Source organism: Viridibacillus sp. d25.2, assembly GCF_055456015.2.
The window spans coordinates 1,506,050-1,532,097 of record NZ_CM196652.1 but is presented as its reverse complement, the minus strand read 5'-3'; the positions used below and the strand labels follow the sequence as shown (position 1 = coordinate 1,532,097).

Below are 26,048 nucleotides of genomic sequence, written 5' to 3'. Positions count from 1 at the left end.
ATTATGATAACAGTACAAAAAAGACTTCTCACCTTTTTAGGAGAGAAGTCTTCATCATTTAAAACTTTTAAAATTATTCCCCTTTTAATGCATCTATTTTCTCAGGCATAAAAGATTGGTTACGGAACATTTCAATTTCATATTTGTATGGTGCTTTTTTATTTTTTGCATCTGTACCAACAAATGGTGTTTCTAAAATTTTCGGTACATCTTGGAATGCTTCATGATGAACAATACGGTTTAGGGCTTCAAAGCCAATATGACCGAAGCCAATATTCTCGTGACGGTCCTTCGCTGCACCACAAACATTTTTACTATCATTGATATGGAGCACTTTGATACGATCGATACCAATCGTTTTATCAAAGTTTTCAAGAACTCCATCAAAATCATTGATAATATCATAGCCTGCATCATGTGTGTGACAAGTGTCAAAGCATACAGAAAGACGTTCGTTATTTTTTACACCATCGAAAATCTGAGCAAGTTCTTCAAAAGTGCGACCACATTCAGAGCCTTTACCAGCCATCGTTTCAAGAGCGATTTGTACCGGATAATCTTGTGATAGTACTTCGTTAAGTCCTTCAATGATTCTTGCAATACCAACCTCAGTACCTGCACCAACATGAGCACCTGGATGTAAAACAATTTGTTTTGCACCTATTGCCGCTGTTCGCTCAATCTCTTTTTGCAAGAAGTCGACGCCTAGTGCAAATACTTCAGGTTTTGTTGTATTGGCAATGTTAATAATATACGGTGCATGGACAACAATGTTCGAAAGTCCATGCTCCTGCATATGCAATAATCCTGCGTCAATATTTAACTCTTCAATTGGTTTTCTGCGTGTGTTTTGAGGAGCACCAGTATAGATCATGAAAGTGGATGCCCCGTAGGATGCTGCTTCTTCACTTGAAGCTAGCAGCATTTTCTTGCCGCTCATAGATACGTGTGAGCCAATAAGCATGGTCTGTGGTCCTCCTTAACTATTTCTGACGGTTTTTCAAACGACGCTCACGTTTTTTAACTTTATCCATTTCCCATTTCATATTACGTTTATAGCCAGGTTTAACCTTCTTGGGTTTACGGACAAGAGCTTTCGCTTTTTTGTCAATTTCGTTTTCTTTTTTCTCACGGTTTTGACGTGCATTACGCTCTTTCATGTCAATTAGTTCGCCGTTTTTAATGTCCTTTGGTTGGAATGGAATACCCATTTTCTCAACGCGTACGATTGCATCTTCTTCTGATGGTTCGAAAATTGTGATAGCCGTTCCTTTGTTACCAGCACGAGCTGTACGACCTACACGGTGAATGAAGAACTCTAAATCCGAAGGTAATTCGTAGTTAATAACATGGCTGACTCCTGGAATATCGATTCCACGTGCAGCAAGGTCTGTTGCAACAATATATTGGAATTCCAATTCACGTACTTGTTTCATCACTTTTTTACGATCACGTGGTGATAGGTCTCCGTGGATACGTCCAGCTTTGACGCCGTTATTTGCTAAGAAATCAGCAACATAATTCGCTTGTGAACGCGTGTTAGTGAATATAATAGCTAAATACGGATTGATTGTCTTCATCACTTCAAGTAAACGACTGTTTTTTGATTTACTACGAGTTGATACTAAATAGAAATCTAAATTTTCCGCTACTGGTCGCTTATCATCCATTTTGATATGGACTGGTGAAGACATATATTTTTTCAAGAAAGGTTGTAATTTCTCAGGAACTGTTGCTGAGAAAACGAACATTTCAAGAGTTTCAGGCATTTGAGAAGCAAATTTATCGATATCCTCGATGAAGCCCATGTCGAATGCAAGGTCTGCTTCATCTACCACAAGCATTGGCGCCGTATATACTAACAAAGCTTTTTCATCAACTAAATCACGGATTCGTCCTGGTGTACCGACAACAATTTGCGGTTGTGTTTTTAGTTTATCGATTGAGCGTTGTTTGTCTGTACCCCCGATGAACAATTTGGCTTGGATCGATGTTTCTTCGATTAGTTTTTGCAACTCTGCAAAAATTTGTGTTGCAAGCTCGCGAGTTGGTGCAGCAATAACCGCTTGCACTTCCTCTTTATCTGCACGGATTCGCTCTACGATTGGAATAAGGAAACTATGTGTTTTCCCTGTACCTGTATGTGCTTGACCGATAGCACTTTTCCCTTTTAACACCAAAGGAATTATTTCCTTTTGGATAGGTGTCGGTTCTGTGAAACCTAATTTCTTAATTGCATCTTGCAAAAAAGGTTGAAAATTGTAATCTGTATATTTGGACATAATTGTCCCTCCTAACTTACTTACCTCATTGTAACATGATTCGTACATTTAGTAGACCATTTGCATATGATATCTATTAATAGAACGTACGTCAATTCAAGGCGACCATTATTTTTTAAAAATAGTGGCTATTCTTGATAAAAATGTGCAAATACCAAGTAGAAAGGAGATCATTAATGCGCTATTCATCATTTTATCCATTTGCGCAAGGTTTATCGCGAGCTGGAGGTGCTGCTGCAGCCGGGCCTAGTGCTGCCGGTATGTTTGGTAGAGCCGCTGCTGGGCCTAGTGCTGCTGGCATGTTTGGTAGAGCTGCTGCATCTGCTGGTCCTGAAGCTGCTGGTATGTTTGGTAGGGCCGCTGCCGCTGCTGGACCTGGAGCTGCTGGTATGTTTGGTAGAGCCGCTGCTGCTGCTGGACCTGGGGCTGCTGGCATGCTAGGTAGAGCCGCTGCTGCTGCTGGACCTGGGGCTGCTGGTGTTGCAAACGCTGCTGGTGCAGTTGGTGGTTTGGCAAGGATGGATCAATATTTGGCAACTGCTGATAAGTTTATGTCTACAGCGCAACAGTTCACGCCTATTTTCAAACAAATTTCGCCCATGTTCCAAAACTTGCCTGCACTTTATAGATTATATAAAGGTTTTAAATCAATTCCTTCAACAGGTGGGGAAGGGGCTAGTTTAGAAGGAGCTACCCCTCGCCAAGAATCACGCTCTCAAGGAAGTGATCTAGGAAGGAGTAATTCTGCACCAGAACAAAGTACTTCCATCCCTAGTACACCTAGACCTTCCACTCCTCGCATATTCCAACCACCATTTTAAAGTAAAATAGTGACCGATTCTTTGTATATAGTCGGGCTGTCCGTTATAATGGTATTTAACGAGCAATGAAGGGAGTTCGGATCATGCAAGTAACTAAAATTACGCCACGAGGATATTGCTATGGTGTTGTTGATGCTATGGTCATCGCACGTAACGCTGCATTAGACAAAACATTACCTAGGCCTATCTATATTCTCGGAATGATCGTTCATAATAAACATGTAACGGACGCATTTGAACAAGATGGAATTATTACTCTTGACGGTGAAAACCGCAAAGACATTTTAGACAAAGTTGATAAAGGGACAGTCATTTTCACAGCTCACGGTGTTTCGCCTGAAATTCGTGAAATTGCACGTCAAAAAGGCTTAGTGTCAATTGATGCTACATGCCCTGACGTAACTGTAACCCATGATTTAATAGCCGAAAAATCACAAGAAGGCTATGACATTATCTATATCGGGAAAAAAGGACACCCTGAGCCAGAAGGTGCCATTGGTGTTGCTCCTGATCATGTACATTTAGTGCAATCTATTGAAGATATTGATCAATTACAATTACATCGCGAAAAATTACTTGTAACAAACCAAACGACAATGAGTCAATGGGATGTTGCACATTTAATGAAACGTTTGGAAGAAAAATTTCCAAATATCGAAGTCCATAAAGAAATTTGTCTTGCGACTCAAGTTCGCCAAGAAGCTGTTGCTAAGCAAGCCGGTGCAACTGATTTATTAATAGTAGTTGGAGATCCAAAAAGTAATAACTCTAACCGCCTAACGCAAGTTTCAGAAGAAATTGCGCATACAAAATCTTATCGTATCGCAGATCTTTCTGAATTGAAATTAGAGTGGTTGAAAGGAGTTAATACTGTAGGTGTTACAGCCGGTGCCTCTACACCAACACCAATTGTCAAAGAAGTAATCAAATTCTTAGACCAATTCGACCCTGCGGATCCAGAGACTCACAATATAGAGCGCTCTGTTACACTTGATAAAATCTTACCCAAAATTAAAACGCCGAAACCGGTTGTTAAAATCGCTCCATATCCAACTTCGAAATAATTTTGATGAGTCCCTTGATGTTGAAAGTTTGCATCAGGGGCTTTTTTATTGTGTGCTGTAGTCTGGCGTTTGTTGTGGGGATTTTGGCTACTTCAAGGGTTTGTTGCTTTGGCGCTTCTCACAGCCTCTTTAATGATACTCAAGCGACTTTTCTCTCTGCAACCCTCTCTTAATCCGACGCAACAAAAAAACTCCTACCAAAACTACTTTTGGCAGAAGTCACTTTTCATTTTTTATCTAGAATCAAACGAATTTGAATGGTTCAGTTGAGATTTTAGATGGGATAAATTCACAAGCTAGTTTTTGTTGTTGGCATAGGTTTTGCATTTTATCGGCTACGCCTACCTTCATAACGCTTTCAACATGGTGGCCTGGATCTACAATTTGAAGCCCGATTGCTTCTGCGTCTTGTGCAACATGGAAATACATATCACCAGTTACATATACATCTGCTCCAGCACGTTTTGCTGAGTGGATATATTTGTTACCATCTCCGCCAAGTACTGCAATTTTTGAAACACTTGATGTAAGATCGCCTACTACGCGTACAGCAGGAACTTGTAAGGATACTTTCACATGCTCTGCAAATTGTTTAAGTGTCATTGATGATGGTAGTTTACCAATACGACCAAGTCCCATTTCTTTTGCTGGTGTCTCTAGCGGAATAACATCATAAGCCGGTTCTTCATATGGATGGCTGTTTAGCATTGCGCGAAGCACTTTATTTTTGATTGATTTAGGGACAACGACTTCAATTTTAATTTCTTGTTCAATGTGTAATTCGCCTACTTCACCGGTGAAAGGTGTTGCTCCTGAAAGTGCTCGGAAACGTCCTTCTCCTTGCATTGTGTAGCTACATGAGTCGTAGTTTCCAATTTGTCCTGCTCCAGCTTTAGCAAGTGTCTCTCGAAGTTGATCTGCATGTTCGACTGGTATAAAGACTGCTAACTTAAACATTTCTTCACTATATGTTGGTACTAGTACCTCATAATTTTGTAAGCCCAGCGCTTCAGCAAGTAAATCGTTTACACCGCCTTCAGCAACATCCAAATTTGTGTGGGCAACATACACTGCGATATCATTTTTAATTAATTTTTCGAATAGCTTTCCTTGTGGTGTATCTGTTCGGAGTGTTGAGAGCTTTCGGAAAATAGGTGGGTGATGAGCGATGATAAGTTCACAACCAGCTGCAATTGCTTCATCCACAACCATATCATTGACATCAAGTGTGACTAGAACTTTTGTGACAGGTTTGTTTAGGTTACCGACGTGAAGACCGATTGGATCATTGTCCATTGCAGCTAATTTTTTGGGAGACCAACTTTCGAACAGCTGAATGATTTCTTGACCATTGGTTTTTTTCATCGCTTCAGTACCTCCCCAACTGCTTCAATTAGATGTGCTAACTCAGCTGATTTCTCTAAGATTTCGGGTGTTTGCTCGGCTTTTTGTAAGGCTTCGCGAACATGTCCCCATTGTTCAACTTCTCTTGTCCATTTACTATGGAAGACTTCTGAGTGTTGTTGTATTAATACTGGACCTAATAGCTTTTCAAGTTCGCTTAAATTCATTTCTCCTCGTTCTAATACAAGGATTTCATAAATTTTTTCGTCCTCTAAAATGATAACTTCATCGATAATTTTCCAACTATTTTGTAATGCCCATTCACGAATGACTTTTGCGTGTATATTTGGCTGTAGAATTAGACGCTCGACACCTTCTAGTGCCAAGGGATGTTTTTCTAAAATTGACGTGATTAGTGGCCCACCCATTCCAGCAATTGTGATGGCTGTAACGCCGTCCCCTGGTTCGATGGCTGCGAGGCCGTCTGCAAGTCTTACAGTGATTTTAGTTGTTAGTTGTTCTTTTTGGACTTCATGACATGCTGATTCATAAGGGCCCTTTACTACTTCGCCTGCAATAGCGCTCTTGGCGATATTGTTATGTACAAGGTAGCATGGTAAATAAGCATGGTCACTACCAATATCAGCTACTATAGCGTCTTGTGGAACGAATTTTGCAACGGTTTCTAGACGTTTTGATAGTTTTTGTGCGTTCATGGCAGAAGCCTCCTTTCAAGTTGTATTGTAACGAAAATATGCATTTTTGCATAGAAAAACCCTTATCCTCTAAGGAGAATAAGGGCTCTTGCATATATAGTGATTTAATTATTTCAAATCAGCGATATATTTAGCCATAGCATCAAGGTTTTCTGCTGGTACTAAACCACCAGGCATAGCGCCTTTACCGTTTTGAAGAATACCTTTAACATCATCAGCTGATAAACCAGTACCATGTAGGTTTGGTCCCATACTGCCTTCTAGGTTTTCACCGTGGCAAGAGATACATTTGCTTGCAGCGAATGCTTCAGGGTCAAATTCACCTGCTGCTTCTTCACCTTTAGCAGATTCTTCAGTTTTAGTTTCATCGCCTTTTGCGATTTCTTCTTTTTTGTCTGCTCCATCAAGAGACATGAAGAAAATCAAACCGATACCAAAAGCCATAATTAAGATGTACGGAATAATCGGATTCTTTTTCATCAAATAACCCTCCTCATAAGTTCAGTCTTACTTCTAATTAAATAGAATCAGTCAACACTTAATATTGTACTTCATTCTATTGAAAACGAAAAGACCTAAAGGGTAGTTTTTCGGCCGAATGTGACAAAATTGCCATATTCGTCACATTAACATCCAATTTGACGAGCTATTACCATTCTTTGTACTTCAGAGGTTCCTTCTCCAATTTCTAGCAGTTTTGCATCCCTCATATAGCGCTCAACTTCATATTCTTTCATGTAGCCGTAGCCACCGTGAATCTGAATCGCTTGATTAGTAATTTCCATAGCTACTTCCGACGCATATAACTTTGCCATAGCTGCCTCTTTTGTAAAAGGTTTACCCTCGTCTTTTAACCAAGATGCCTTATATACCATATTTCTAGCCAATTCTATTTTCATCGCCATATCTGCAAGTTTAAATTGTGTCACTTGGAAAGAAGATAACGTTTGACCAAATTGCTTGCGTTCTTTTGAGTAACTGAGCGCTCGCTCGAAAGCAGCCTGAGCGATTCCCACTGCCATAGCTGCAATACCAATTCGTCCACCGTCTAGTGTGACAAGGAATTGACGGAAGCCATTACCTTTTTTACCAAGTAAGTTTTCTTGCGGTACACGTACATTTTCAAGAATTAGTTCTGTTGTATTTGATGCATTTAAGCCCATTTTTTCGTAACGATCTAAAACGGTAAAACCCTCCGCATCTGTCGGAACAATAATGGCGCTAATTTCTTTTTTTCCATCTTTTATATCTGTAATAGCAGTTAAGGCTAAATGTTTGGCATAGCTAGCGTTAGTAATATACACTTTGCTACCATTTATAACGAAATCTTGCCCTTCTTCTTTTGCTTGTGTTTCAGTACCTCCGGCATCAGATCCAGCATTTGGTTCTGTTAATCCGAATGCCCCTAATGATTCTCCTGTGCAAATAGGTGCTAAATATTTTTCCTTTTGCTCTTTTGTACCAAATAAGTGCAGTGGAGCTCCACCTAGTGAAATATGAGCGGAATATGTAATACCTGTAGAGGCACATGCTCGGCTCAATTCTTCAGTCACAATGGCAAAGCTCGTTGTGTCTGCTCCTGCTCCTCCGTACTCTTCTTCAAACGGCAAACCCATCATCCCCATGTCAGCAAGCTGTTTGAAAATCTCCTTTGGAAAAACTTTCGTGCGATCGCGTTCAATTGCTCCCGGTGCTACCACTTCATCAGCAAACTCCTTCATTGTTTTGCGAATCATTTGCTGTTCTGATGTAAGATCAAAATTCATACAATCACTCCCCTTTGTGAATACGCTTACACATTAGATTATACAGAAGTAAAATGTATATTCATAGAATAAAACGCATTTAACGAGAAAATATGAAAATATTAGAAGAAAAATATGTATGTAAAAATAATTAATAATCCACCTGCTCCAGATATTAAAAAGTAGATTAGTTTCATCCATTTACCTGAAATTAGCCATAACACACAATTTGATATAAGCGCCATATGCATTGCTTGTGGGCTATCTGGTAAGTAGACTTCCACAATTCTAACTGAGGTTCCGAGTAATAATAGCGCTGCCGCGGCAAATGCGAATGTGGATAAAACACCTTTTTGTGATGCAAATTTAAAAACGTAAACTAGTAAACTAACGATTGCAATAGATACAATAGTAATAGGTAAAATGACAAATTTCGCGCTCATTAAAAATAAAAGAACAAGTAAGGAGATTGTACTTACTCCTAATAAACCCATTACCAATAGTTTGTTAGAACGCTCTTTTGAAAGAATAGCATTTTTGGAGCCAATTTTGAGTTCAGTAGAAGCTAACTCTTCCCCTTCCGCATATAAGGTGGATAAAAAATCGCAATAATGTTCCGGTAATAAGTTATTTTCTTTCCAAAATAAGATTTCATTAAGGATTGTTTCTTTTCGTTGATTCTTCATCTAGTATTCCCCCAACTAAAAAACCAATTTCATCCATAATTTTACCCTATTTATATAAAAAAGACACCCCTGGAAAGGAGTGCCTTAAGGACTATTCTAAGAAGTCTTTTAAACGTTTGCTTCTAGAAGGATGGCGCAATTTTCTTAGTGCCTTCGCTTCGATTTGACGAATACGTTCACGTGTAACGCCAAATACTTTCCCTACTTCTTCAAGTGTACGAGTACGCCCGTCGTCTAAACCAAAACGTAAACGTAATACATTTTCTTCACGATCAGTTAATGTATCAAGTACATCTTCTAATTGTTCTTTTAGTAATTCATAAGCTGCATGATCAGATGGTGATTGCGCTTCTGAGTCTTCGATAAAGTCTCCTAAGTGTGAATCATCTTCTTCACCGATTGGCGTTTCAAGTGAAACTGGTTCTTGTGCGATTTTCAGGATTTCACGAACCTTTTCAGGAGTTAAGTCCATTTCTTCTCCGATTTCTTCAGGAGATGGTTCACGACCTAAATCTTGTAAAAGTTGTCGTTGTACACGAATTAGTTTATTAATTGTTTCTACCATGTGCACTGGAATACGGATTGTTCTTGCTTGGTCAGCAATTGCACGTGTAATAGCTTGGCGAATCCACCAAGTTGCATACGTACTAAATTTGAATCCTTTGCGATAGTCAAATTTTTCAACCGCTTTGATAAGACCCATATTACCTTCTTGTATTAAATCAAGGAATAGCATACCACGACCAACATAACGTTTAGCGATACTTACTACAAGTCGTAAGTTGGCTTCAGCTAATCTCTTACGTGCTTCGTCATCACCTTGCTCTATGCGTTCAGCAAGTGCAATTTCTTCTTTAGCACTTAATAAATCTACGCGACCAATTTCTTTTAGGTACATTCTTACAGGGTCATTGATTTTAACACCTGGAGGTACGCTTAAATCATTTAAGTCAAACGTCTCTTCAGCTGCACTACCTTTTAATAGACGATCAAGATTTTCCTCATCACCGTCTTTACCACCAAGTTCAATACCTTTAGATTCTAATTGCTCGATAAATTCTTCTACCTGATCCGCTTCCATTTCGTAGGATTGTAGTTTATCTGCAATTTCTAGGTAAGTTAATTCACCATTCTTTTTACCCGAATCTACTAAAAGTTTTTTTGCTTCTTCTAGTGTATGTTCATGTTCAACCACTGGTTTAATATTTTTAGACTTGTCTGCCATAGGTATTTCCTCCTTCAACAACCGAATCCGCATCACATTGCCGATAACGATTTTCTTAAATCAATTACTTCTTGTGAAAGCTTTAATGCATTTCCGAAATCATGCATCTTCTCCGCTTCTTTTAATGCGTGATTCTTATCTTGAATCTGCTGCTCAATTTTATACTTTTGAACTTGTTTCAAGCAATCCGCGATCTCTTCTTCGAGATGCTCTGGATCACGATCTGCTAAAGCTGCTTCCATTGCAATTTTTCGTAATTCACTATCTTCTAGAACTTCAGCGAATCGCTGATAATCTGATTTCTGATGGTTTTCATAGAAACCAATGAGATGTACATAGACCGCTAAATAATCATCTCTTACAAATGGTTCTTGCTCCGCTAAACGTACACGATCAACAACGTCAATGTTATGTAACATGTGTGCTAGGAGTAATCTTTCAGCACGGTCTATCGCTGTGATTTTCTTTTTAGGGAGCTTCATTTGCGGCAAAGGGGACTGTTGTTGTTGCTGCTCTTGTCTTTTTGAGTTTTGAGCAATCTGTCCTTCCTTTTGGCGGAGTTGCATGTTTAGCGTGTCTTCTGAAATATTCGTTTCTGTTGATATTTGCTTTATATATAATTCTTTCTCAATTGGTGATATTCCTCCAACTAAATAGTTCAAGGCTTCATCCACATATTGCAATATATCATTATTAAATTGGAAGTTTTTATTTCTTCTAGCAAACATTAGCATAAATGCTATATAACTTAGCGGTTCTTCAATAATCTTAGATTTAAAAGAGTCTTCTCCAAACTGCTTTATATAGTCATCCGGGTCAAGTCCTGTTGGGAGTACTGCCACATCTACTTTCAACTTTTCTGCGTGTAACATTTCCGCAGCTCGCTTAGCAGCCTCCCAGCCAGCTTTATCACCGTCATAACAAACAATGATACGTTCAGCTAGACGTTTTATCTTGTTCAAATGTTGCATCGTAAGTGCTGTTCCCATTGTAGCAACAGAATTATGAACATTTGCCTTTTTACCTGATAGAACATCCATAAAGCCTTCAAATAATACAATCTTTCGCTCTTTACGAATAATCGGTCGAGCCTGATCTAAATTATATAGGATTTGCCCTTTATGGAAAATGGGTGATTCTGGACTATTCAAATACTTGGCGTCTTCTCCAGTATTGTCTATTATCCGTCCTGAGAAAGCGATTATTCTCCCGCTCTCATCTTTTATAGGAAACATTATTCTTTCCCGAAAGCGGTCAAACCATCCTGAACCATCTTCCTTTTGAATGATGAGTCCACATTGTTCCATTTCTGCTAATTCGAAACCTTTTCGTTTTAACAGCTGAGTAAGCGAATCCCAATGCGGCAAGGACCAGCCAATGCCATAAGATTCTATAAGTTCCTTTGTAAATCCTCTTTGTTGCAAATATATAAGAGCTTTTTCTCCTTCCTCAGTATTGAGGAGGAGGTGCTGATAATATTCAGCAGCAAAAGCATGAGCTTCTTTCATCCGCCCTTCTTCTTTAGAAATAGGGTGCGTTTGTTCCTCAGTAGTTGATACCTCTACATGAACGCCCACACGATCACCTAGCTTAGCGACCGCCTCTTGGAATGGAATATGATCGATATCCATCAAGAATGTAATGGCGTTCCCTCCAGCTCCGCAACCAAAGCAATGGAATATTTGTTTATCTGTTGAAACAGAAAAAGAAGGTGTTGATTCACCATGAAACGGACATAAACCAAACCAGTTTCTGCCTCGCTTCGTCAACTGCACATAATCATTGATGACATCAACTATATCTGCCTGTGAACGAATTTGTTCAATAATTTCTTCAGGTATTCTTTGAGCCATTCCATCACCATCTTTACTTGCTAATAACTGAATTCGAGATAATCATTAAAAGTCCTGCATATTTCGACATAAAATTTTATATTTTATTATGGCAAGGTAAAAATACTTACATACATTTTTACCACAATTCTTTATTATAAAACATTTCACTTGAAAAATCTATCACTTTTTTGTATATACAAACAAAAAAACCTCCCCAGATACGGGGCGGCTTGCATACTTATATCACTTTTTCGATAATTGAATGCGATGAAGTATATCATTTGCAGTCTCTTCTACAGCGCGGTTTGTCACATCAATGACATGACACCCGATGCGATCGACTACTTTTCGGAAATGTACAATTTCTTCATTAATTCGATCAAGTTTTGCGTAATTCGCACCGTCGTTCAATCCAAGTGCAATCAAACGCTCTTTTCTTATATTATTCAACTTTTCAGGCGAAATTACAAGCCCAAAACATTTTTGAGAATCCACTAAGAATAATTCTTCGGGTGGCTCAACTTCGGGAACGAGTGGTACGTTTGCAACTTTAAAACGCTTATGGGCTAAATACTGAGATAATGGAGTTTTTGATGTACGTGAAACTCCTACAAGCACTATATCCGCTAGTAATAAGCCTCTAGGATCCCTACCATCATCGTATTTAACTGCAAATTCAATTGCTTCAATCTTTTTAAAATAATCATCATCTAATTTTCGTACTAATCCCGGCTCTTCTACAGGCTCAATTTTCAAAGTTTCTTCCAATTTCCCCATTAGTGGTCCCATTAAATCAATCGCCGGAACAAACATGTTGTCACTTAGATGTTGTACATAAGAACGCATTTCTTCTTTTACAAGTGTATAGACGATTATGGCACCCTGTTCAGTAGCTAAATGAACGATTTCTTTTAACTGTTCCAAACTCTCTACATGAGGGAAACGCTTCAAAAAAGTATCCTGCATACCAGGTCTGAATTGGCTGATTGCAGCTTTTGTGACAAGTTCTCCTGTCTCTCCAACTGAATCAGAAACGATAAATACGGCTAATTTATTCATTGAACGCATCACCTCACAAATCATGATTATCAGCAAGCGATAAAAATGCTCGCGTAATATTTGTTTTTGTTAGCCGACCTATGACTTCGTAGCCATCTGGATGTTCAAGGACGACAGGTAACGCATCAATTTGTCTTTCAATAAGCTTATTGGCAGCTTGAATCAATCCATCTGACTTCATACAAAATGCAATATTAGGCATTCTTGTCATTATAATATGTACTGGAATGTTATTTAAGTCCTGATTTCCAATACTTGTGCGAAGTAAGTCTTTCCTTGATAGGACACCTGTCAAGAATGCGTTTTTGTCTACAACAAAAAGAGTTCCAACGTCTTCTAGAAACATCTGACAGATGGCATCATATACTGAAATATTCTCAGATACTACAATTGGAATCGACTGGAAATCTTTCACTTTCATATTCATCATGCTATCTATAACAGCTTGACCTGTTTTTTTACCAGAATAAAAATAACCCACACGTGGTCTAGCATCTAAATAACCTGCCATTGTTAGTATGGCTAGATCTGGTCTTAGTGTCGCTCTAGTCAGTGAAAGCCGCTCAGCAATTTGTTCTCCCGTTATAGGGCCGTTTCCTTTAACAATTTCTAAGATCTCATCCTGACGTTTGTTGAGTTCTATTGGACTCACCGCCTCAAAAAGTGTTATACTCAATACTTAATAATTATATACTATTTCAATGTATATTGCTAAGAAAAGAAACGCATGTTACAATGTGTTCAAATCATATAGGCGATGAACGGAAAATAAGTATCATTTCAAAACATAGAGAGTAGGGATCGTGAAAGCCTACACGAAATGAGAAACGGCAGCCGGGAGCTAATTTTTTTAAAGAGGACTAAGTTTGGTCTTAGTCAATCGGGGTGGAACCGCGGGTCATTACGCACTCGTCCCCGGGCATTGTGCCCGGAGACGGGTGCTTTCTTATTTTAAATTACTTTATGGAGGGATTTTCATGGCAAAATCAATGGAAAATATCGTTAGCTTAGCAAAACATCGTGGATTCGTATTCCCTGGATCTGAAATCTACGGCGGATTAGCAAACACTTGGGATTACGGCCCACTTGGTGTAGAACTAAAAAACAACGTAAAAAAAGCATGGTGGCTAAAATTCGTACAAGAATCACAATATAATGTTGGTCTTGACGCCGCTATCCTAATGAATCCAAAAACTTGGGTAGCATCTGGTCATGTTGGTAACTTCAATGACCCAATGGTTGACTGTAAAAAATGTAAATCTCGCCACCGTGCAGATAAATTAATCGAAGATGCTGCATTAGCACAAGGTCAAGAAATTATCGTAGATGGTTTACCATTAGATAAAATGGCTGAAGTAATGAGTGAATATGACGTGAAATGTCCAGATTGTGGCGAACAAGATTTTACTGACATCCGTCAATTCAACTTGATGTTCAAAACATTCCAAGGTGTAACTGAATCTTCAACAAACGAAATTTTCCTACGTCCTGAAACAGCACAAGGTATTTTCGTGAATTTCAAAAACGTTCAACGTTCAATGCGTAAACGTACACCATTCGGTATTGCACAAGTAGGTAAATCTTTCCGTAACGAAATTACACCAGGGAACTTTACTTTCCGTACCCGTGAATTCGAACAAATGGAACTTGAATTCTTCTGTAAACCAGGTTCTGAATTAGAGTGGCATGCTTACTGGAAAGACTTCTGTAAAAACTGGTTATTAAACTTAAGTATGTCTGAAAGCAGCATGCGCCTACGTGATCACGCAGACGATGAACTTTCTCACTACTCAAATGCAACAACGGACATCGAATTCCAATTCCCATTCGGTTGGGGCGAACTTTGGGGTGTAGCATCTCGTACAGACTTTGATTTAAAACGTCATATGGAACATTCAGGTGAAGATTTCACTTATATCGATCCAGTTACGAACGAACGCTATGTACCATATTGTATCGAACCATCATTAGGAGCAGACCGTGTAACACTTGCATTCTTATGTGATGCATATGATGAGGAAGAATTAGAAAACGACGACAAACGTACAGTTCTTCGTTTCCACCCTGCTTTAGCACCATTCAAAGCAGCTGTCTTACCACTTTCAAAAAAATTAGCAGAGCAAGCTAATGACGTTTGGGCTGATCTTCGTAAAGAATTCCCAGTGGATTATGACGAATCTCAATCAATCGGTAAACGCTACCGTCGCCAAGATGAAATTGGTACACCATTCTGTATCACATACGACTTCGACTCAGTAGATGACGGTCAAGTAACAGTACGTCACCGCGATTCTATGGAACAAGTTCGTATGCCGATTACCGATGTTAAAGGTTATATCGCAAAACATCTTGAATTTTAATCTTAAATGCTGAAGGCGCTCGTTCAGACTCGACAAGCACTGGAACTTTCGAATCAAAAGCGTCTTTTCAGCTTTTGTCCGAGAAAGTGAAAGTGACCTCGAGAGTCTAGCGCCTGAAGCTGGATATCTTACTTAAATGCTGAAGGCGCGATAAATGATTATTGCACTAACTCAATTGATTGTTGTACTATCTTTCATGATTGTTGCACTAACCCAGTTGATTGTTGTACTAACGGCAATGATTGTTGCACTAACTCAGTTGATTGTTATTTAGCAGAATATTCAAGTCCTTAGAAAATCATTTTATCGTCTAAAACAAACAAAAACCCACAAGCTGACTAATCCTCGTTAGCTTGTGGGTTTTCTATTTCTTCGGATGCTTCTTTTTTAGATTCAAAATTTGCTCCGAATAGTTGAGGGGTTCTTTCAAGCTGCTCAATGAATGCTTTTGATTTTAAGCGCAGACCTGTTTGTTCCTCATAAATTGTTGTGATAATTTTTTTAATAAATTTCTTTGTTTCTTTTTTTAACGTCAGTTTCCCTATCTTTTCAATAGGTACACTGTAAAACATTCGAATAAGCTTTAACTGAGTTGGTGAAAGGCGTATTATATACGGATCTTGGTGGAAGCAACGATGACAAAGGAAGCCCCCTTGTGTAAATGAAAATGCAAATTCTCCATCAACAGCACTACAACTTGCACATTCATGCAATATTGGTTGCACACCAGTAAAGGGGAGCATTTTCCATTCCACAAACAAAGAGATGGCTTCTGGGTCGTAACCTTCTTCAATGGCACGCAATGCTTGCACTAATACTTCAAAAGCATAAGGTTCAGCTTTTTCTGATTCAATCAAACGGTCGACAAGTTCAACTGCATAACTAGCATAGGCGGTCGCTACAATATCTTCACGAATATGACGCATTGATTCAATAGGTTCACCTTGTTGCACTGTCCCCATCCCACGTCCTTGTTGTATTAAAAAGGAACCATATGTAAAAGGTTGTGTAACTGAGGCTAAACGGCTTGATGGTTTTTTCGCACCGCGAGCCATAGCCGTCACCTTTCCAGCTTCTCGCGTCATAAACGTGACTATTTTATTGGTCTCGCCATATGGTTGTGTTTTTAAGACAATGCCTTCCCATTTATTCAGCAATTGTCTTCACATCCCCAACTTAATATTCGTCTTCTCGGAAACCAAAATCACGTAATTGAGAAGATTTGTTACGCCAGTCTTTTTGTACTTTGACCCAAAGTTCTAAGTACACTTTACTGCCTAAAAGCATTTCTATGTCTTTACGTGCACGGATTCCGACTTCTTTCAAAAGAGCACCTCGTTTACCAATGACAATCCCTTTTTGCGAATCGCGTTCTACAATAATTGTAGCCATTACACGTATCATATCTTTTTCTTCATCTTTTGCAATTTTATCCACTTGCACTGCGATTGAATGTGGAATCTCTTCACGTGTTAAGTGCAATACTTTTTCACGTACTAATTCTGAAATGATAAAGCGCTCTGGATGGTCTGTTACTTGATCAGCTGGGTAATATTGAGGTCCTTCTGGTAAATATTTTGTGATTGTTTCAAGCAAACGATCAACATTATTACCATCTAGCGCAGAAATTGGAATAATCTCAGCAAAATCATATTCAGCTTTATAATCTTCAATTGTGTGCAATAAGTTATCAGGGTGCACTTGGTCGATTTTATTGATTACTAAAAAGACAGGTGTTTCGTTACCTTCAAGCATTTCTAAAATGAACTGATCCCCTTTACCTAACTTTTGAGTTGCGTTGACCATGAACATAATGACATCAACTTCTCGCAAAGTGTTTTTAGACACTTTTAACATGAATTCTCCCAATTTATGTTTTGGTTTATGAATCCCTGGTGTATCAATGAATACCATTTGGCTATCATCTTGTGTTAAAACACCTTGTACTTTGTTTCGTGTTGTTTGTGGTTTATCACTCATAATGGCGATTTTCTGACCTATAACACGATTTAGAAACGTTGATTTCCCTACGTTTGGTCTACCAATAATTGAAATAAAGCCTGATTTGAATTGATTATTTTCCTGCATTCCTTAAATCCTCCGGTGTAAAGGCACCTGGTAAAAGTTCGCGAACTGTGGTTTCTTGAACATCGCCTTTTAAATTTGTTAAGTAAACTGGCATATCTGGTGTACAAAATTCAGCAATAACTTGGCGACAAGCCCCACATGGTGAGCATGGTCCTTCTGTATCTGCAACAACAGCTAGCGCAGTGAATTCATTTTCGCCTTCTGAAATAGCCTTAAAAATAGCAGTACGTTCTGCACAATTTGTCATACTGTAACTTGCATTTTCAATATTGCATCCACGGTAAACTTTACCGTCTTTTGTTAGTAGAGATGCACCGACTTTAAATTTTGAATAAGGGACATGGGCATATTCGCGTCCTAGTTTTGACTCTTCTATTAATTGATGTTTGTCCATAAGAATCACCTCATGTAAAATAATTCATCCACTTAGGCAAAAAGATGAGTATCCCGATTATAGCACTTGCACAAGCAAATACAAGTACAGCACCTGCAGCAAGATCTTTCGACTGTTTGGCAAGAGGGTGTATTTCTGTTGTAGTAAGATCGACTACTCGCTCAATAGCCGTATTAATCATTTCAAGGGTAAGCATAATAGCAATAACAATAATTATCACAAACCACTCCATTTGAGATAGTCCTGTTAGCAAACCTACGCTAATAACAACGATGGCTGCTAACACGTGGAAGCGAAAATTCTGTTCTTTAAATGCATACAATATCCCCTGAAGTGCATACTGAAATGATTTCAGAAATTTACTGACGTTCATTAGCATCACGGCTTAAGCCGTAAGATTCAAGAATTTCATCTTGTTTGCCAAACATTACTATTTCATCTTCAGGCTCCATATGATCATAGCCAAGTAAATGTAAAAAGCCATGAACAGCTAAAAAGCCTAATTCTCGTTCAAATGAATGTCCGTATTCATTCGCTTGTTCTTGTGTACGATCGATTGAAATAATAATATCACCTAAAATACGTGTCATGCCTTCAGCAATAATTTCCACTTCTCCTTCTCCCATTTCTTCAAGGGCAAAGGAGATAACATCTGTTGGTGCATCTTTTTGGCGATATTGACGGTTAATTTCATGGATTGCTTCATTCGTAACAAATGTCACGGATAACTCTGTTTCATCTTCAATATGTTCAACTGTAGCAGCGTGTTGTAGTAATTTCTCTACTAGCTCGATATCAGAATCCTTTATTTTTGATGTTTCATCTAAAAAATCAATATTCAAACTCATATAATTTGCCTCCTAGGCTTATTTTGGCTTCGGATATTCGATACGTGAATGGAAGATACCATTTAGCGTTTCACAAAAAACTGCTTCAATCTTTTTTAATTCCCGGACGGAAAGATCACATTCATCAAATTGTCCATCCAGTAATTTGTCTTGCGCAATGGCATGAACCAGCTTCTGAATTTTTTCAGCATTTGGTTCTTTCATCGAACGAACAGCAGCCTCTACACTATCCGCTACACTTATTATAGCAATTTCTTTCGTTTGTGGCTTCGGTCCAGGGTAACGATAATTAGATTCAATTACAGCAGGATTTTTTTCCTTCTCTTTGTAATAAAAGAACTTCAAAAGGCTTGTCCCATGATGTTGTCTTGCAATGTCGATAATTTCTTTTGGCATTTTATGAGCTTCTAACATCTTGGCTCCATCTTCAGCATGCGCGATAATAATATCTCGACTCGTTTCTGATGGCAAGCTATCATGAGGATTTATCGCTCCTATTTGGTTTTCAACGAAAAAACCTGGCCTTTTTGTCTTTCCAATATCATGATAATAGCAACCTACTCTTGCAAGCAAGCCATCCGCTCCAATGGCTTCACAGGCAGCATCGGCAAGATTCGCTACCATTACACTGTGATGATAAGTACCAGGTGTTTCTACTAAAATCTTTTTTAATAATGGATGATTTGGACTTGATAACTCTATTAATCTAAAGGATGATAGAATACCGAATGCCGATTCGATAAATGGTAATAATCCTAAAGTAAGTGCTCCCGACAATAAGGCAGAAACGATGGAAGCAACTAAATAATATGCAAGTTCCGTCATTCCATATGTAGATTGCGTTAATAATAAATAAAAGCCGATAAAAGTCGCATTTACTATAGCAATACCTGTACTCGTCTGTAAAATACGTGAACGTTTTTCAATTCCTTTATTGAAAAACAAGCTACTTAATCCACCAAAAATAATATATAAAGATACTTCCATTTGAATTACTGTAGCATAACCTTCCTGGAATATGACGCCTGCTGCAACTGCCGTCATAATCGTTATAATAATTGCGATCCGCTCATTAACTAGTAATCTAATAAGCATTGGTGCCATCGCAACCGGGTAAAGGAACCCTATCATAACTTCAAATTCGTCCTTAATAAGACTCAACAACTCCATCACGACAATTGATAGCAAATAAATTGTTACTGTAATGATTAGATCACGGACTTTTGTCTTTTTATCCGCCTTCCAATTACTGAACAGTGCAAAGAAGAAAGCCATTTGTAATATGATTAGTAAGAATAGGCCAATTATCGGTTTAGTTGATGTATGATCAGCTAGCATACCCGTTAACTCTAATTCTCGGAAAACATCACGATCAATCACTTGTCCTTCTTGTACAATAATTTGCCCTTGTAATATACGTGTTGGATCAACATTTGCCTTTGCTTGTTCAACTTGTTCCCTTGTTAAATCTGAATTTTCCTTTTCTGTTTCTGTTATAGAAAATCGTCCAATTGACACAAGTGTTGCACGAATTTTTTCTGGAAATTCAGGTTTTTCCCGAATTTCTTTATCAATTTTTGCTTTTGTCTCTACTATTTGCTCAGTTCGAACAGGTTCTGACAAATGCTTTTTTACAAGTAAAGTTAATTCATCACGTGTTAATCGCAAAGAATCATTATCTTGTTCAAGCAAAGCTGTCAATTCTTGATCGGTGAACCGTAGACCTTGACCATCTGTTTTTAATGCAACTAATTTTTCTCGTAGTTCTGCTACACGGCTTTGCATAACAGCTTCTTTTTCTTTTTTAGTTTTTCCATCTTCAATCGACGTTTTCACTTCTAGAACATAGTCAAAAATCGACTTAATCATCGATGCACGATTTTTCGCAATTTCCTCAGAATAATGATAGATAGGCTTTACCTCGCTAGCTGCCTGCTCTCTATCTTCCTCCGTTTTTACAGTGTCCTCTACTGTCTTCGTCGAACGTATCGTATCCGGCGATAATTGAAAAAGTTTTAAGTCGAAATGTTCGCCCTTAACATTCCCAAGCATTAGTGAAAATTGCAAAATGCCCGTGATTGTTAAAATAATGGCAAGTAATACCGGAAAACGAAAGTACTGCATTAACTTTTTTATAAAAGTATCCATACAGCCACCTCCTATCTATAGACTATCATATCAACAATTGACATTTTTTTCACAAAAAATATAATCTATTTCGCTATAAATAATAATAAAATTATAAATAATTAATAATACCTACACTAAATCGACAAGATAAATTTCTTATAAAAAAAAAAAAACGCAACACCCATAAATTGAGTGTTGCGCAGTTTATTACATTACTGTTCTTCTTCATAAGCTTGAATAATTTTAGCTACAAGTGGATGACGAACGACATCCGCTTGCTCAAGAATTTGAAAATGGATATCCTTCACATTCTGTAAAGTATTTTCAGCATTTGTTAACCCTGATATTGCACCTTTTGGTAAGTCAATTTGGGTTTTATCGCCTGTAATAACCATTTTCGACCCGAAACCAAGTCGTGTTAAGAACATCTTCATTTGTGCTTTTGTTGTATTTTGCGCTTCGTCTAAAATGACAAATGCATCATCTAGCGTACGTCCACGCATATAAGCTAGTGGCGCAATTTCAATCGTGCCTCGGTCAATTAATCTCGTCGTTTGTTCTGCGCCCAATATATCGTGAAGTGCATCATATAAAGGACGTAAATACGGATCGACTTTTTCCTTTAAATCTCCTGGTAAGAAACCTAAGCTTTCTCCAGCTTCTACAGCAGGACGCGTTAAAATAATTCGTTTCACATTGCCGTTTTTTAGTGCTTGCGTTGCCATTACTACTGCTAAATATGTCTTTCCTGTTCCAGCAGGTCCGATACAAAAAGTTAAATCTCGGTGTCTAATTGCTTGAATATATTCACGCTGACCAATCGTTTTTGCACGAATCATTTTCCCTTTTGTGTTACGGGCAATGACTTCATCATAGAGCTCCGCAAAATATTCAATTGTACCATTTTTAGCCATTTCAACTGCTGTGGCGACATCTCGCTGATTGATATTAATCCCTTTACGAATAACCTTTAATAATTGTTCTAGTAACTTCGTTGCATCGTCTTTTTGGCTTTCATTACCGACAATATGAATTGTTTCGCCACGCGTAATGATTTGCACATTAAAAGCCGTTTCAATCAATTTCATATTTACATCTGATATACCTAAAAGCATTACTGCTTCGTTAGGATCTTGCACGTTTAATTGGGTAGGTTGTTGTTCTAGCATGCTCAATCTCCTTGATAAATCGCTTGTTTAACTGCAATGTTCTCATTTACCAAAAACAATACTTTCCCTTTTACTGTATCATTATCAATAGCAACCTGCAAAAGTTTTTCCTTTTTCATAACCGATTTAGATGGCAATTCATTGATATATTTTTGATGAAGCAGTGGTAGCAATACTTTTTCAACTGATTTTTCATCTAATACAAGTTCTCTTGTTATACTTTGTTGAGTGACAGATAAGTCAACATACTTGGCTAACCATTTTGGTAGTTGTACCGTTTTCCAGTCACCGTCCTTTTTTTTCTTGTCCTTTTTCCACTTTAACTCGTAATGTCGTTCACCCGTTACCTCATACTCTATCTTTTTTGGTAGTGAGAACGACGCCTCAATCCAGTAGTCCGCAAATACCTCTCCTTCAGCCCCGTAGACGATTTCTTTCTCACCTTGTTTCAATATACCAGTGACGAGCAAATCACCCGTATAAACGGCTTTATTTTCCTCTACAACGCGTTCACCTTTCGTTAAATTAAAATGCGTTATAACACCACTCTTTTTTGCTATTAAGTGGCTAGGTTGTTCTTTTTTTTCAATTTCAGTATCTAACTTAGGAGAAGGGATTGGTGAAAAGGTGAGATGACTTCCTTGCTGATTAATATGCACCCAAGATAAATCTCGCTGGTCTTGCAAAATTTGCTGTCTAATCACTGTTTCGTCTTGTAATTTACGCTTTAAAAATGGCGGTGAAATTTGCAATATATATAAACTCTTTTGCAGCTCTTCCTCCTGCTCTGGAGTGGATGCATCGATATCCACAGACCAAATAAATTGTGAAGCGCATAATGGTACGAGAAATAATAATAATAAACCTATATGCACAATCCACTCATTACGTAAAATAACTTCTTCATCTAGCCAGTCTATTGCAATTTTCATATGATATTTACGTCTTAGTTTACGAATCATCGGCAAATGTTTACGCGTTGTTTGAAATGTTACATATTGTTTAGTCGTTTTAACTTTTTTAAGAGGTATGTTCGCCTTTGCTAAAGCCCTAAGAAATCCAGGTAGACGATCATTTTGCGTAACTTCTAACTCCAGTTTACGATTATTCCATCCATGCCTTTGCAAGTTAACTCTCCTGCCATTTTTCGATTGTCATTCTTTCTAATTGATTCAATTTCAAAACAACGAGCTCGTCCTTTAGCACTTGGATTTGCAGCTCTTTCGCTCCGATATGAATAATAAACCCTTCATGCACAAATTCCACTTGCTGTTCAGAAATCTTTTGAATTGTAATTTTCCCTCTTAACTGGATCGTTTGGAAGTTTTCAATTTCGATAAGAGGCAGTAGCTGAAATAGCCGTTTCGACATACAAAAACCCCCTTCTCTATAGCATATGCAAAGAGAGCGGGGGTCATGTATTAGCGTTTCGATTTTGGTGGACCTAAAATTTCAGCCATTATAATTGATTGCGCTAATCGATTCTTTGTTTTTGGAAAATTAAACATGCTTTTATCAGTTTGTTTCACTTTTTTCTGCGTTTCTGTTCCGCGAGACATCGCAGGACGAGTCGATCTTGAGTTTTCAAAATTCCTTGTACCTTCTGAAAGAGTGTCTCGCTCATAAGTAGGCGCAACTGTTTCTTTGATAATTTCTTTTGCTTTTTCAACTTCAACTTTTGGTTGCTCACCGAATTTACTTTCAAGATCACGGAAAACTTCTTTTGCATAATCTTCTAGACTTCTCGATTGACCTGTTTTCCGAGGCATAGGTTGACGGTGTTCCGAATTTTGGTGTCTTTGAATAGGCCCTTTATTCGGCGCTTCCTTATTGCCTTGTTTTTTATCCTTAAAAAAAGCACTTATAATAGCTGATATTATGAACAGGATGATTACTTCCAATGGAAGTGCCTCCCTCCTAATGGTTGACGATTACTTATTGATTGTCATTGGTATTATCATGTGAATCTTGATTGATCTTGCTAATTGAATCACGCATGCTTGTATCAGCCTGCACATTTTTGTAGTTCATATAATCCATAATACCAATATTACCTGTACGAAGAGCTTCTGCCATAGCTAAAGGTACCTCAGCTTCTGCTTCTACTACTTTCGCTTTCATCTCTTGCACTTTTGCAACCATTTCTTGTTCGTTGGCTACAGCCATTGCACGACGTTCTTCAGCTTTTGCTTGTGCGATATTTTTGTCAGCTTGCGCTTGCTCAATTTGAAGTTCTGCTCCGATATTTTTGCCGACATCAACGTCCGCGATATCAATCGATAGAATTTCGAATGCTGTACCTGAGTCCAGTCCTTTTGACAATACAGTTTGAGAAATTGAATCTGGATTTTCTAATACTGTCGAATGATTTTTAGAGCTACCAATTGTACTTACAATCCCTTCACCTACACGGGCAACGATTGTTTCTTCACCAGCACCACCAACAAGACGTTCAATGTTAGCACGCACTGTAATACGAGCTTTTGCTTTAACTTCGATACCATTCATTGCCACACCAGCGATAAATGGTGTTTCAATTACTTTAGGATTAACCGACATTTGAACTGCTTCTAATACATCACGACCTGCAAGATCGATTGCTGCACAGCGTTCGAAAGTCAACTCGATATTCGCACGATGCGCTGCGATTAACGCATTGACAACGCGATCTACGTTACCTCCTGCAAGATAATGACTTTCTAATTGGTTAATCGTTACGGGTAAACCTGCTTTATGAGCTTTAATTAACGGATTGACGATACGTGATGGAATAACTCGACGTAATCGCATACCTATTAATGTGAAAATACTAACCTTTACCCCAGCTGCTAATGCAGAAATCCACAATGCTACAGGGACAAATGTAAATAGAACTGCCAATACTATAAATACTAATACAATAGCGATAATGGCTGTAATTGCACTACCTGTTAATGCCATTTAAAACTTCCTCCTTTTGTTTAAAGTACCTCTCTTACAACGATACGAGATCCCTCAACTTTAATAATTATAACCGTTTTTCTTGCATCAATGTAACCGCCTTCAGAGACGACATCGATTCTTTCTCCATCTAGCATAATCGCGCCAGCAGGTCTTAAAGGTGTTGAAGTTACTGCCTCTTTACCAAGAAGCTCTAGACGATTTATATTCGATACATAACCACTCTCTGTATCTGTTGCGTCTTTCAACACCATTTTGTTAAGCATCGTCATTTTTTTACCAAAAAATTTCATTAAGATCACCATTCCTATTACTGCTACTAATAGAGCCGTAAGAATTGAATAAGCCATATAGGTCACATTAGCACCAGCTAATAATAGACTTAAAACTATTGCGCCAAAACCAATAATGCCACTAATACCACCAGGCAAGAAAAATTCAGCCACTATTAGTATAATCCCGACAATCAATAATATGATGGATTCATATCCGGCAAATCCAGCAACTAGATGACCAAAGAAAAATAGAATGATGGCTATTATACTCATAGTCCCTGCTACACCAAAGCCAGGTGAATATAACTCTATTACTAATCCTAAACTAGCGATTGATAAAAGTATAGGGATAATAATTGGGTTGGTAATAAACCTTGCGATTTGCTCTGCAAAGGATTCTTTTACTTTTACAACTTCTGCACCATCTAAATCTGTTTTTACAAGTAGTTCTTGAAGCGTCGAAATAGTTCCTTCAGAATAACCAACTTTAAACGCTTCACTTGCTGTTAACGTTAATAATTCCCCTTCTGTTGCTCTGAATTCTGGTAATGCATAGGATACATCTGCCATAGCTAAAGCATAATCCGGGTTACGATTTGAGGTTTCTGCTGCTGCTTTCATTTGTGCTAACCATGCACTATTGGCTTTTTGATCAGCCATATTTCCCGCAGAATCAATAACTGCTGCTGCTCCAATTGTTCCATTAGGTACCATATAAATTTCATCGGCATGCAATGCTATAAATGCGCCAGCTGAATGAGCATCTTTATTTATAAATGCAATTGTTCTAACTGGTGCTTCATCCATCAGCTTCGCGATATCACCCGCTGCATTGACAAATCCACCTGGTGTATTAATTTCTAGAACAACTGCTTTCGCACCACTTTCTTCTGCTTCTTTAAACGCTCTTTGTAAGAACACATATAAGCCTTTTTCAACTTCTTTTTCAACTGGCACATGATACACTTCTGTTTTTGCGAAAACAGAAGCTAGTGGTAAAAGTAACATTAATGACATGAGCATCAAAAACAATAAGCTAACCTTTTTAGATCGCTGCAATTCCTCCC

General features: G+C 38.2%; 26 protein-coding genes. 3 read left to right on the top strand and 23 right to left on the bottom strand.

Annotated elements, in window-relative coordinates:
• Positions 1-73 precede the first annotated feature (73 nt).
• On the bottom strand, positions 74-964 hold the full coding sequence (locus ACZLO7_RS07515) for a deoxyribonuclease IV (protein WP_464938648.1): 891 nt from the start codon (positions 962-964) through the stop codon (positions 74-76).
• A 19-nt stretch (positions 965-983) separates the two neighbouring features.
• The gene (locus ACZLO7_RS07510) at positions 984-2,282 is read right to left on the bottom strand and encodes a DEAD/DEAH box helicase (RefSeq protein ID WP_464938649.1); all 1,299 of its coding nucleotides are present in this window, start codon (positions 2,280-2,282) and stop codon (positions 984-986) included.
• Between the two features lie 176 nt (positions 2,283-2,458).
• On the opposite strand from ACZLO7_RS07510, the gene ACZLO7_RS07505 reads away from it, so the two are divergent.
• Both ACZLO7_RS07505 and ACZLO7_RS07500 read left to right on the top strand, forming a co-directional pair.
• A complete protein-coding gene (locus tag ACZLO7_RS07505) occupies positions 2,459-3,103 on the top strand; it encodes a hypothetical protein (RefSeq protein WP_464938650.1) in 645 nt (214 codons plus the stop codon).
• A gap of 83 nt (positions 3,104-3,186) precedes the next feature.
• Entirely contained in the window at positions 3,187-4,167 is a 981-nt protein-coding gene (locus ACZLO7_RS07500) for a 4-hydroxy-3-methylbut-2-enyl diphosphate reductase (RefSeq protein ID WP_464938651.1), read from the top strand.
• 243 nt (positions 4,168-4,410) lie between these two features.
• Here ACZLO7_RS07500 and ACZLO7_RS07495 read toward each other — a convergent pair whose 3' ends face one another.
• The 9 genes from ACZLO7_RS07495 to ccpN form a co-directional block, all read right to left on the bottom strand.
• Entirely contained in the window at positions 4,411-5,532 is a 1,122-nt protein-coding gene (locus ACZLO7_RS07495) for a Nif3-like dinuclear metal center hexameric protein (RefSeq protein WP_464938652.1), read from the bottom strand.
• Positions 5,529-6,227: a tRNA (adenine(22)-N(1))-methyltransferase gene (locus ACZLO7_RS07490; protein ID WP_464938653.1), complete on the bottom strand. Its 699-nt coding sequence runs from the start codon at positions 6,225-6,227 to the stop codon at positions 5,529-5,531. The genes ACZLO7_RS07495 and ACZLO7_RS07490 overlap by 4 nt, the downstream gene beginning before the upstream one ends.
• 108 nt (positions 6,228-6,335) lie before the next feature.
• Positions 6,336-6,707: a cytochrome c550 gene (gene cccA, locus ACZLO7_RS07485; RefSeq protein ID WP_464938654.1), complete on the bottom strand. Its 372-nt coding sequence runs from the start codon at positions 6,705-6,707 to the stop codon at positions 6,336-6,338.
• Between the two features lie 146 nt (positions 6,708-6,853).
• Entirely contained in the window at positions 6,854-7,993 is a 1,140-nt protein-coding gene (locus ACZLO7_RS07480) for an acyl-CoA dehydrogenase family protein (protein WP_464938656.1), read from the bottom strand.
• A gap of 101 nt (positions 7,994-8,094) precedes the next feature.
• The gene (locus ACZLO7_RS07475; RefSeq protein WP_464938657.1) at positions 8,095-8,658 is read right to left on the bottom strand and encodes a hypothetical protein; all 564 of its coding nucleotides are present in this window, start codon (positions 8,656-8,658) and stop codon (positions 8,095-8,097) included.
• Between the two features lie 91 nt (positions 8,659-8,749).
• Complete coding sequence (gene rpoD / locus ACZLO7_RS07470; RefSeq protein ID WP_038186973.1) at positions 8,750-9,883, bottom strand: RNA polymerase sigma factor RpoD; 1,134 nt, start codon at positions 9,881-9,883, stop codon at positions 8,750-8,752.
• A gap of 32 nt (positions 9,884-9,915) precedes the next feature.
• Positions 9,916-11,736 carry a DNA primase gene (dnaG, locus tag ACZLO7_RS07465; RefSeq protein ID WP_464938658.1) on the bottom strand — a complete coding sequence of 607 codons (1,821 nt, stop codon included), beginning with the start codon at positions 11,734-11,736 and terminating at the stop codon, positions 9,916-9,918.
• Between the two features lie 225 nt (positions 11,737-11,961).
• Entirely contained in the window at positions 11,962-12,777 is an 816-nt protein-coding gene (locus ACZLO7_RS07460) for a pyruvate, water dikinase regulatory protein (RefSeq protein ID WP_464938659.1), read from the bottom strand.
• Positions 12,778-12,790: 13 nt separating this feature from the next.
• Positions 12,791-13,429: a transcriptional regulator CcpN gene (gene ccpN / locus ACZLO7_RS07455; protein ID WP_427751542.1), complete on the bottom strand. Its 639-nt coding sequence runs from the start codon at positions 13,427-13,429 to the stop codon at positions 12,791-12,793.
• Between the two features lie 325 nt (positions 13,430-13,754).
• Between ccpN and ACZLO7_RS07450 the strand changes: the two genes are divergently transcribed.
• Complete coding sequence (locus ACZLO7_RS07450; protein ID WP_464938660.1) at positions 13,755-15,137, top strand: glycine--tRNA ligase; 1,383 nt, start codon at positions 13,755-13,757, stop codon at positions 15,135-15,137.
• A 338-nt stretch (positions 15,138-15,475) separates the two neighbouring features.
• On the opposite strand, the gene recO is transcribed toward ACZLO7_RS07450, so the two are convergent.
• The 12 genes from recO to ACZLO7_RS07390 form a co-directional block, all read right to left on the bottom strand.
• Positions 15,476-16,294: a DNA repair protein RecO gene (recO, locus tag ACZLO7_RS07445; RefSeq protein WP_464938662.1), complete on the bottom strand. Its 819-nt coding sequence runs from the start codon at positions 16,292-16,294 to the stop codon at positions 15,476-15,478.
• Positions 16,295-16,313: 19 nt separating this feature from the next.
• On the bottom strand, positions 16,314-17,225 hold the full coding sequence (gene era, locus ACZLO7_RS07440) for a GTPase Era (protein ID WP_427751538.1): 912 nt from the start codon (positions 17,223-17,225) through the stop codon (positions 16,314-16,316).
• The gene (locus tag ACZLO7_RS07435) at positions 17,212-17,619 is read right to left on the bottom strand and encodes a cytidine deaminase (RefSeq protein WP_464938663.1); all 408 of its coding nucleotides are present in this window, start codon (positions 17,617-17,619) and stop codon (positions 17,212-17,214) included. Before ACZLO7_RS07435 ends, era begins: the two co-directional genes overlap by 14 nt.
• Before the next feature lie 10 nt (positions 17,620-17,629).
• Positions 17,630-17,992: a diacylglycerol kinase family protein gene (locus ACZLO7_RS07430; protein ID WP_464938664.1), complete on the bottom strand. Its 363-nt coding sequence runs from the start codon at positions 17,990-17,992 to the stop codon at positions 17,630-17,632.
• Complete coding sequence (gene ybeY, locus ACZLO7_RS07425; protein ID WP_464938665.1) at positions 17,979-18,467, bottom strand: rRNA maturation RNase YbeY; 489 nt, start codon at positions 18,465-18,467, stop codon at positions 17,979-17,981. The genes ACZLO7_RS07430 and ybeY overlap by 14 nt, the downstream gene beginning before the upstream one ends.
• Positions 18,468-18,485: 18 nt before the next feature.
• Entirely contained in the window at positions 18,486-20,615 is a 2,130-nt protein-coding gene (locus ACZLO7_RS07420; RefSeq protein ID WP_464938666.1) for an HD family phosphohydrolase, read from the bottom strand.
• 194 nt (positions 20,616-20,809) lie between these two features.
• Entirely contained in the window at positions 20,810-21,766 is a 957-nt protein-coding gene (locus tag ACZLO7_RS07415) for a PhoH family protein (protein WP_464938667.1), read from the bottom strand.
• A gap of 2 nt (positions 21,767-21,768) precedes the next feature.
• Complete coding sequence (locus ACZLO7_RS07410; RefSeq protein ID WP_464938668.1) at positions 21,769-22,893, bottom strand: sporulation protein YqfD; 1,125 nt, start codon at positions 22,891-22,893, stop codon at positions 21,769-21,771.
• Between the two features lies 1 nt (position 22,894).
• Positions 22,895-23,137, bottom strand: coding sequence for a hypothetical protein (locus tag ACZLO7_RS07405; protein WP_464938669.1), 243 nt, complete (start codon positions 23,135-23,137; stop codon positions 22,895-22,897).
• 50 nt (positions 23,138-23,187) lie between these two features.
• Positions 23,188-23,667, bottom strand: a complete 480-nt coding sequence (locus ACZLO7_RS07400) for a YqfB family membrane protein (protein WP_464938670.1) — start codon at positions 23,665-23,667, stop codon at positions 23,188-23,190.
• Between the two features lie 34 nt (positions 23,668-23,701).
• Complete coding sequence (floA, locus tag ACZLO7_RS07395; protein ID WP_427751523.1) at positions 23,702-24,706, bottom strand: flotillin-like protein FloA; 1,005 nt, start codon at positions 24,704-24,706, stop codon at positions 23,702-23,704.
• Positions 24,707-24,726: 20 nt separating this feature from the next.
• Positions 24,727-26,040: an NfeD family protein gene (locus ACZLO7_RS07390; RefSeq protein WP_464938671.1), complete on the bottom strand. Its 1,314-nt coding sequence runs from the start codon at positions 26,038-26,040 to the stop codon at positions 24,727-24,729.
• Positions 26,041-26,048 lie beyond the last annotated feature (8 nt).

What these genes read in the sequence shown, in the direction of transcription:
- floA (WP_427751523.1), bottom strand. Translation starts at nt 24,706, where the DNA reads ATGGCATTAACAGGTAGTGCAATTACAGCCATTATCGCTATTGTATTA.
- ACZLO7_RS07450 (WP_464938660.1), top strand. Translation starts at nt 13,755, where the DNA reads ATGGCAAAATCAATGGAAAATATCGTTAGCTTAGCAAAACATCGTGGA.
- ACZLO7_RS07430 (WP_464938664.1), bottom strand. Translation starts at nt 17,992, where the DNA reads ATGAACGTCAGTAAATTTCTGAAATCATTTCAGTATGCACTTCAGGGG.
- ACZLO7_RS07435 (WP_464938663.1), bottom strand. Translation starts at nt 17,619, where the DNA reads ATGGACAAACATCAATTAATAGAAGAGTCAAAACTAGGACGCGAATAT.
- ACZLO7_RS07515 (WP_464938648.1), bottom strand. Translation starts at nt 964, where the DNA reads ATGCTTATTGGCTCACACGTATCTATGAGCGGCAAGAAAATGCTGCTA.
- ACZLO7_RS07505 (WP_464938650.1), top strand. Translation starts at nt 2,459, where the DNA reads ATGCGCTATTCATCATTTTATCCATTTGCGCAAGGTTTATCGCGAGCT.
- ACZLO7_RS07480 (WP_464938656.1), bottom strand. Translation starts at nt 7,993, where the DNA reads ATGAATTTTGATCTTACATCAGAACAGCAAATGATTCGCAAAACAATG.
- ACZLO7_RS07500 (WP_464938651.1), top strand. Translation starts at nt 3,187, where the DNA reads ATGCAAGTAACTAAAATTACGCCACGAGGATATTGCTATGGTGTTGTT.
- era (WP_427751538.1), bottom strand. Translation starts at nt 17,225, where the DNA reads ATGCAGGAAAATAATCAATTCAAATCAGGCTTTATTTCAATTATTGGT.
- rpoD (WP_038186973.1), bottom strand. Translation starts at nt 9,883, where the DNA reads ATGGCAGACAAGTCTAAAAATATTAAACCAGTGGTTGAACATGAACAT.
- ACZLO7_RS07495 (WP_464938652.1), bottom strand. Translation starts at nt 5,532, where the DNA reads ATGAAAAAAACCAATGGTCAAGAAATCATTCAGCTGTTCGAAAGTTGG.
- ACZLO7_RS07490 (WP_464938653.1), bottom strand. Translation starts at nt 6,227, where the DNA reads ATGAACGCACAAAAACTATCAAAACGTCTAGAAACCGTTGCAAAATTC.
- ACZLO7_RS07415 (WP_464938667.1), bottom strand. Translation starts at nt 21,766, where the DNA reads ATGCTAGAACAACAACCTACCCAATTAAACGTGCAAGATCCTAACGAA.
- ACZLO7_RS07475 (WP_464938657.1), bottom strand. Translation starts at nt 8,658, where the DNA reads ATGAAGAATCAACGAAAAGAAACAATCCTTAATGAAATCTTATTTTGG.
- ACZLO7_RS07420 (WP_464938666.1), bottom strand. Translation starts at nt 20,615, where the DNA reads ATGGATACTTTTATAAAAAAGTTAATGCAGTACTTTCGTTTTCCGGTA.
- cccA (WP_464938654.1), bottom strand. Translation starts at nt 6,707, where the DNA reads ATGAAAAAGAATCCGATTATTCCGTACATCTTAATTATGGCTTTTGGT.
- ACZLO7_RS07460 (WP_464938659.1), bottom strand. Translation starts at nt 12,777, where the DNA reads ATGAATAAATTAGCCGTATTTATCGTTTCTGATTCAGTTGGAGAGACA.
- ACZLO7_RS07405 (WP_464938669.1), bottom strand. Translation starts at nt 23,137, where the DNA reads ATGTCGAAACGGCTATTTCAGCTACTGCCTCTTATCGAAATTGAAAAC.
- dnaG (WP_464938658.1), bottom strand. Translation starts at nt 11,736, where the DNA reads ATGGCTCAAAGAATACCTGAAGAAATTATTGAACAAATTCGTTCACAG.
- ACZLO7_RS07510 (WP_464938649.1), bottom strand. Translation starts at nt 2,282, where the DNA reads ATGTCCAAATATACAGATTACAATTTTCAACCTTTTTTGCAAGATGCA.
- ybeY (WP_464938665.1), bottom strand. Translation starts at nt 18,467, where the DNA reads ATGAGTTTGAATATTGATTTTTTAGATGAAACATCAAAAATAAAGGAT.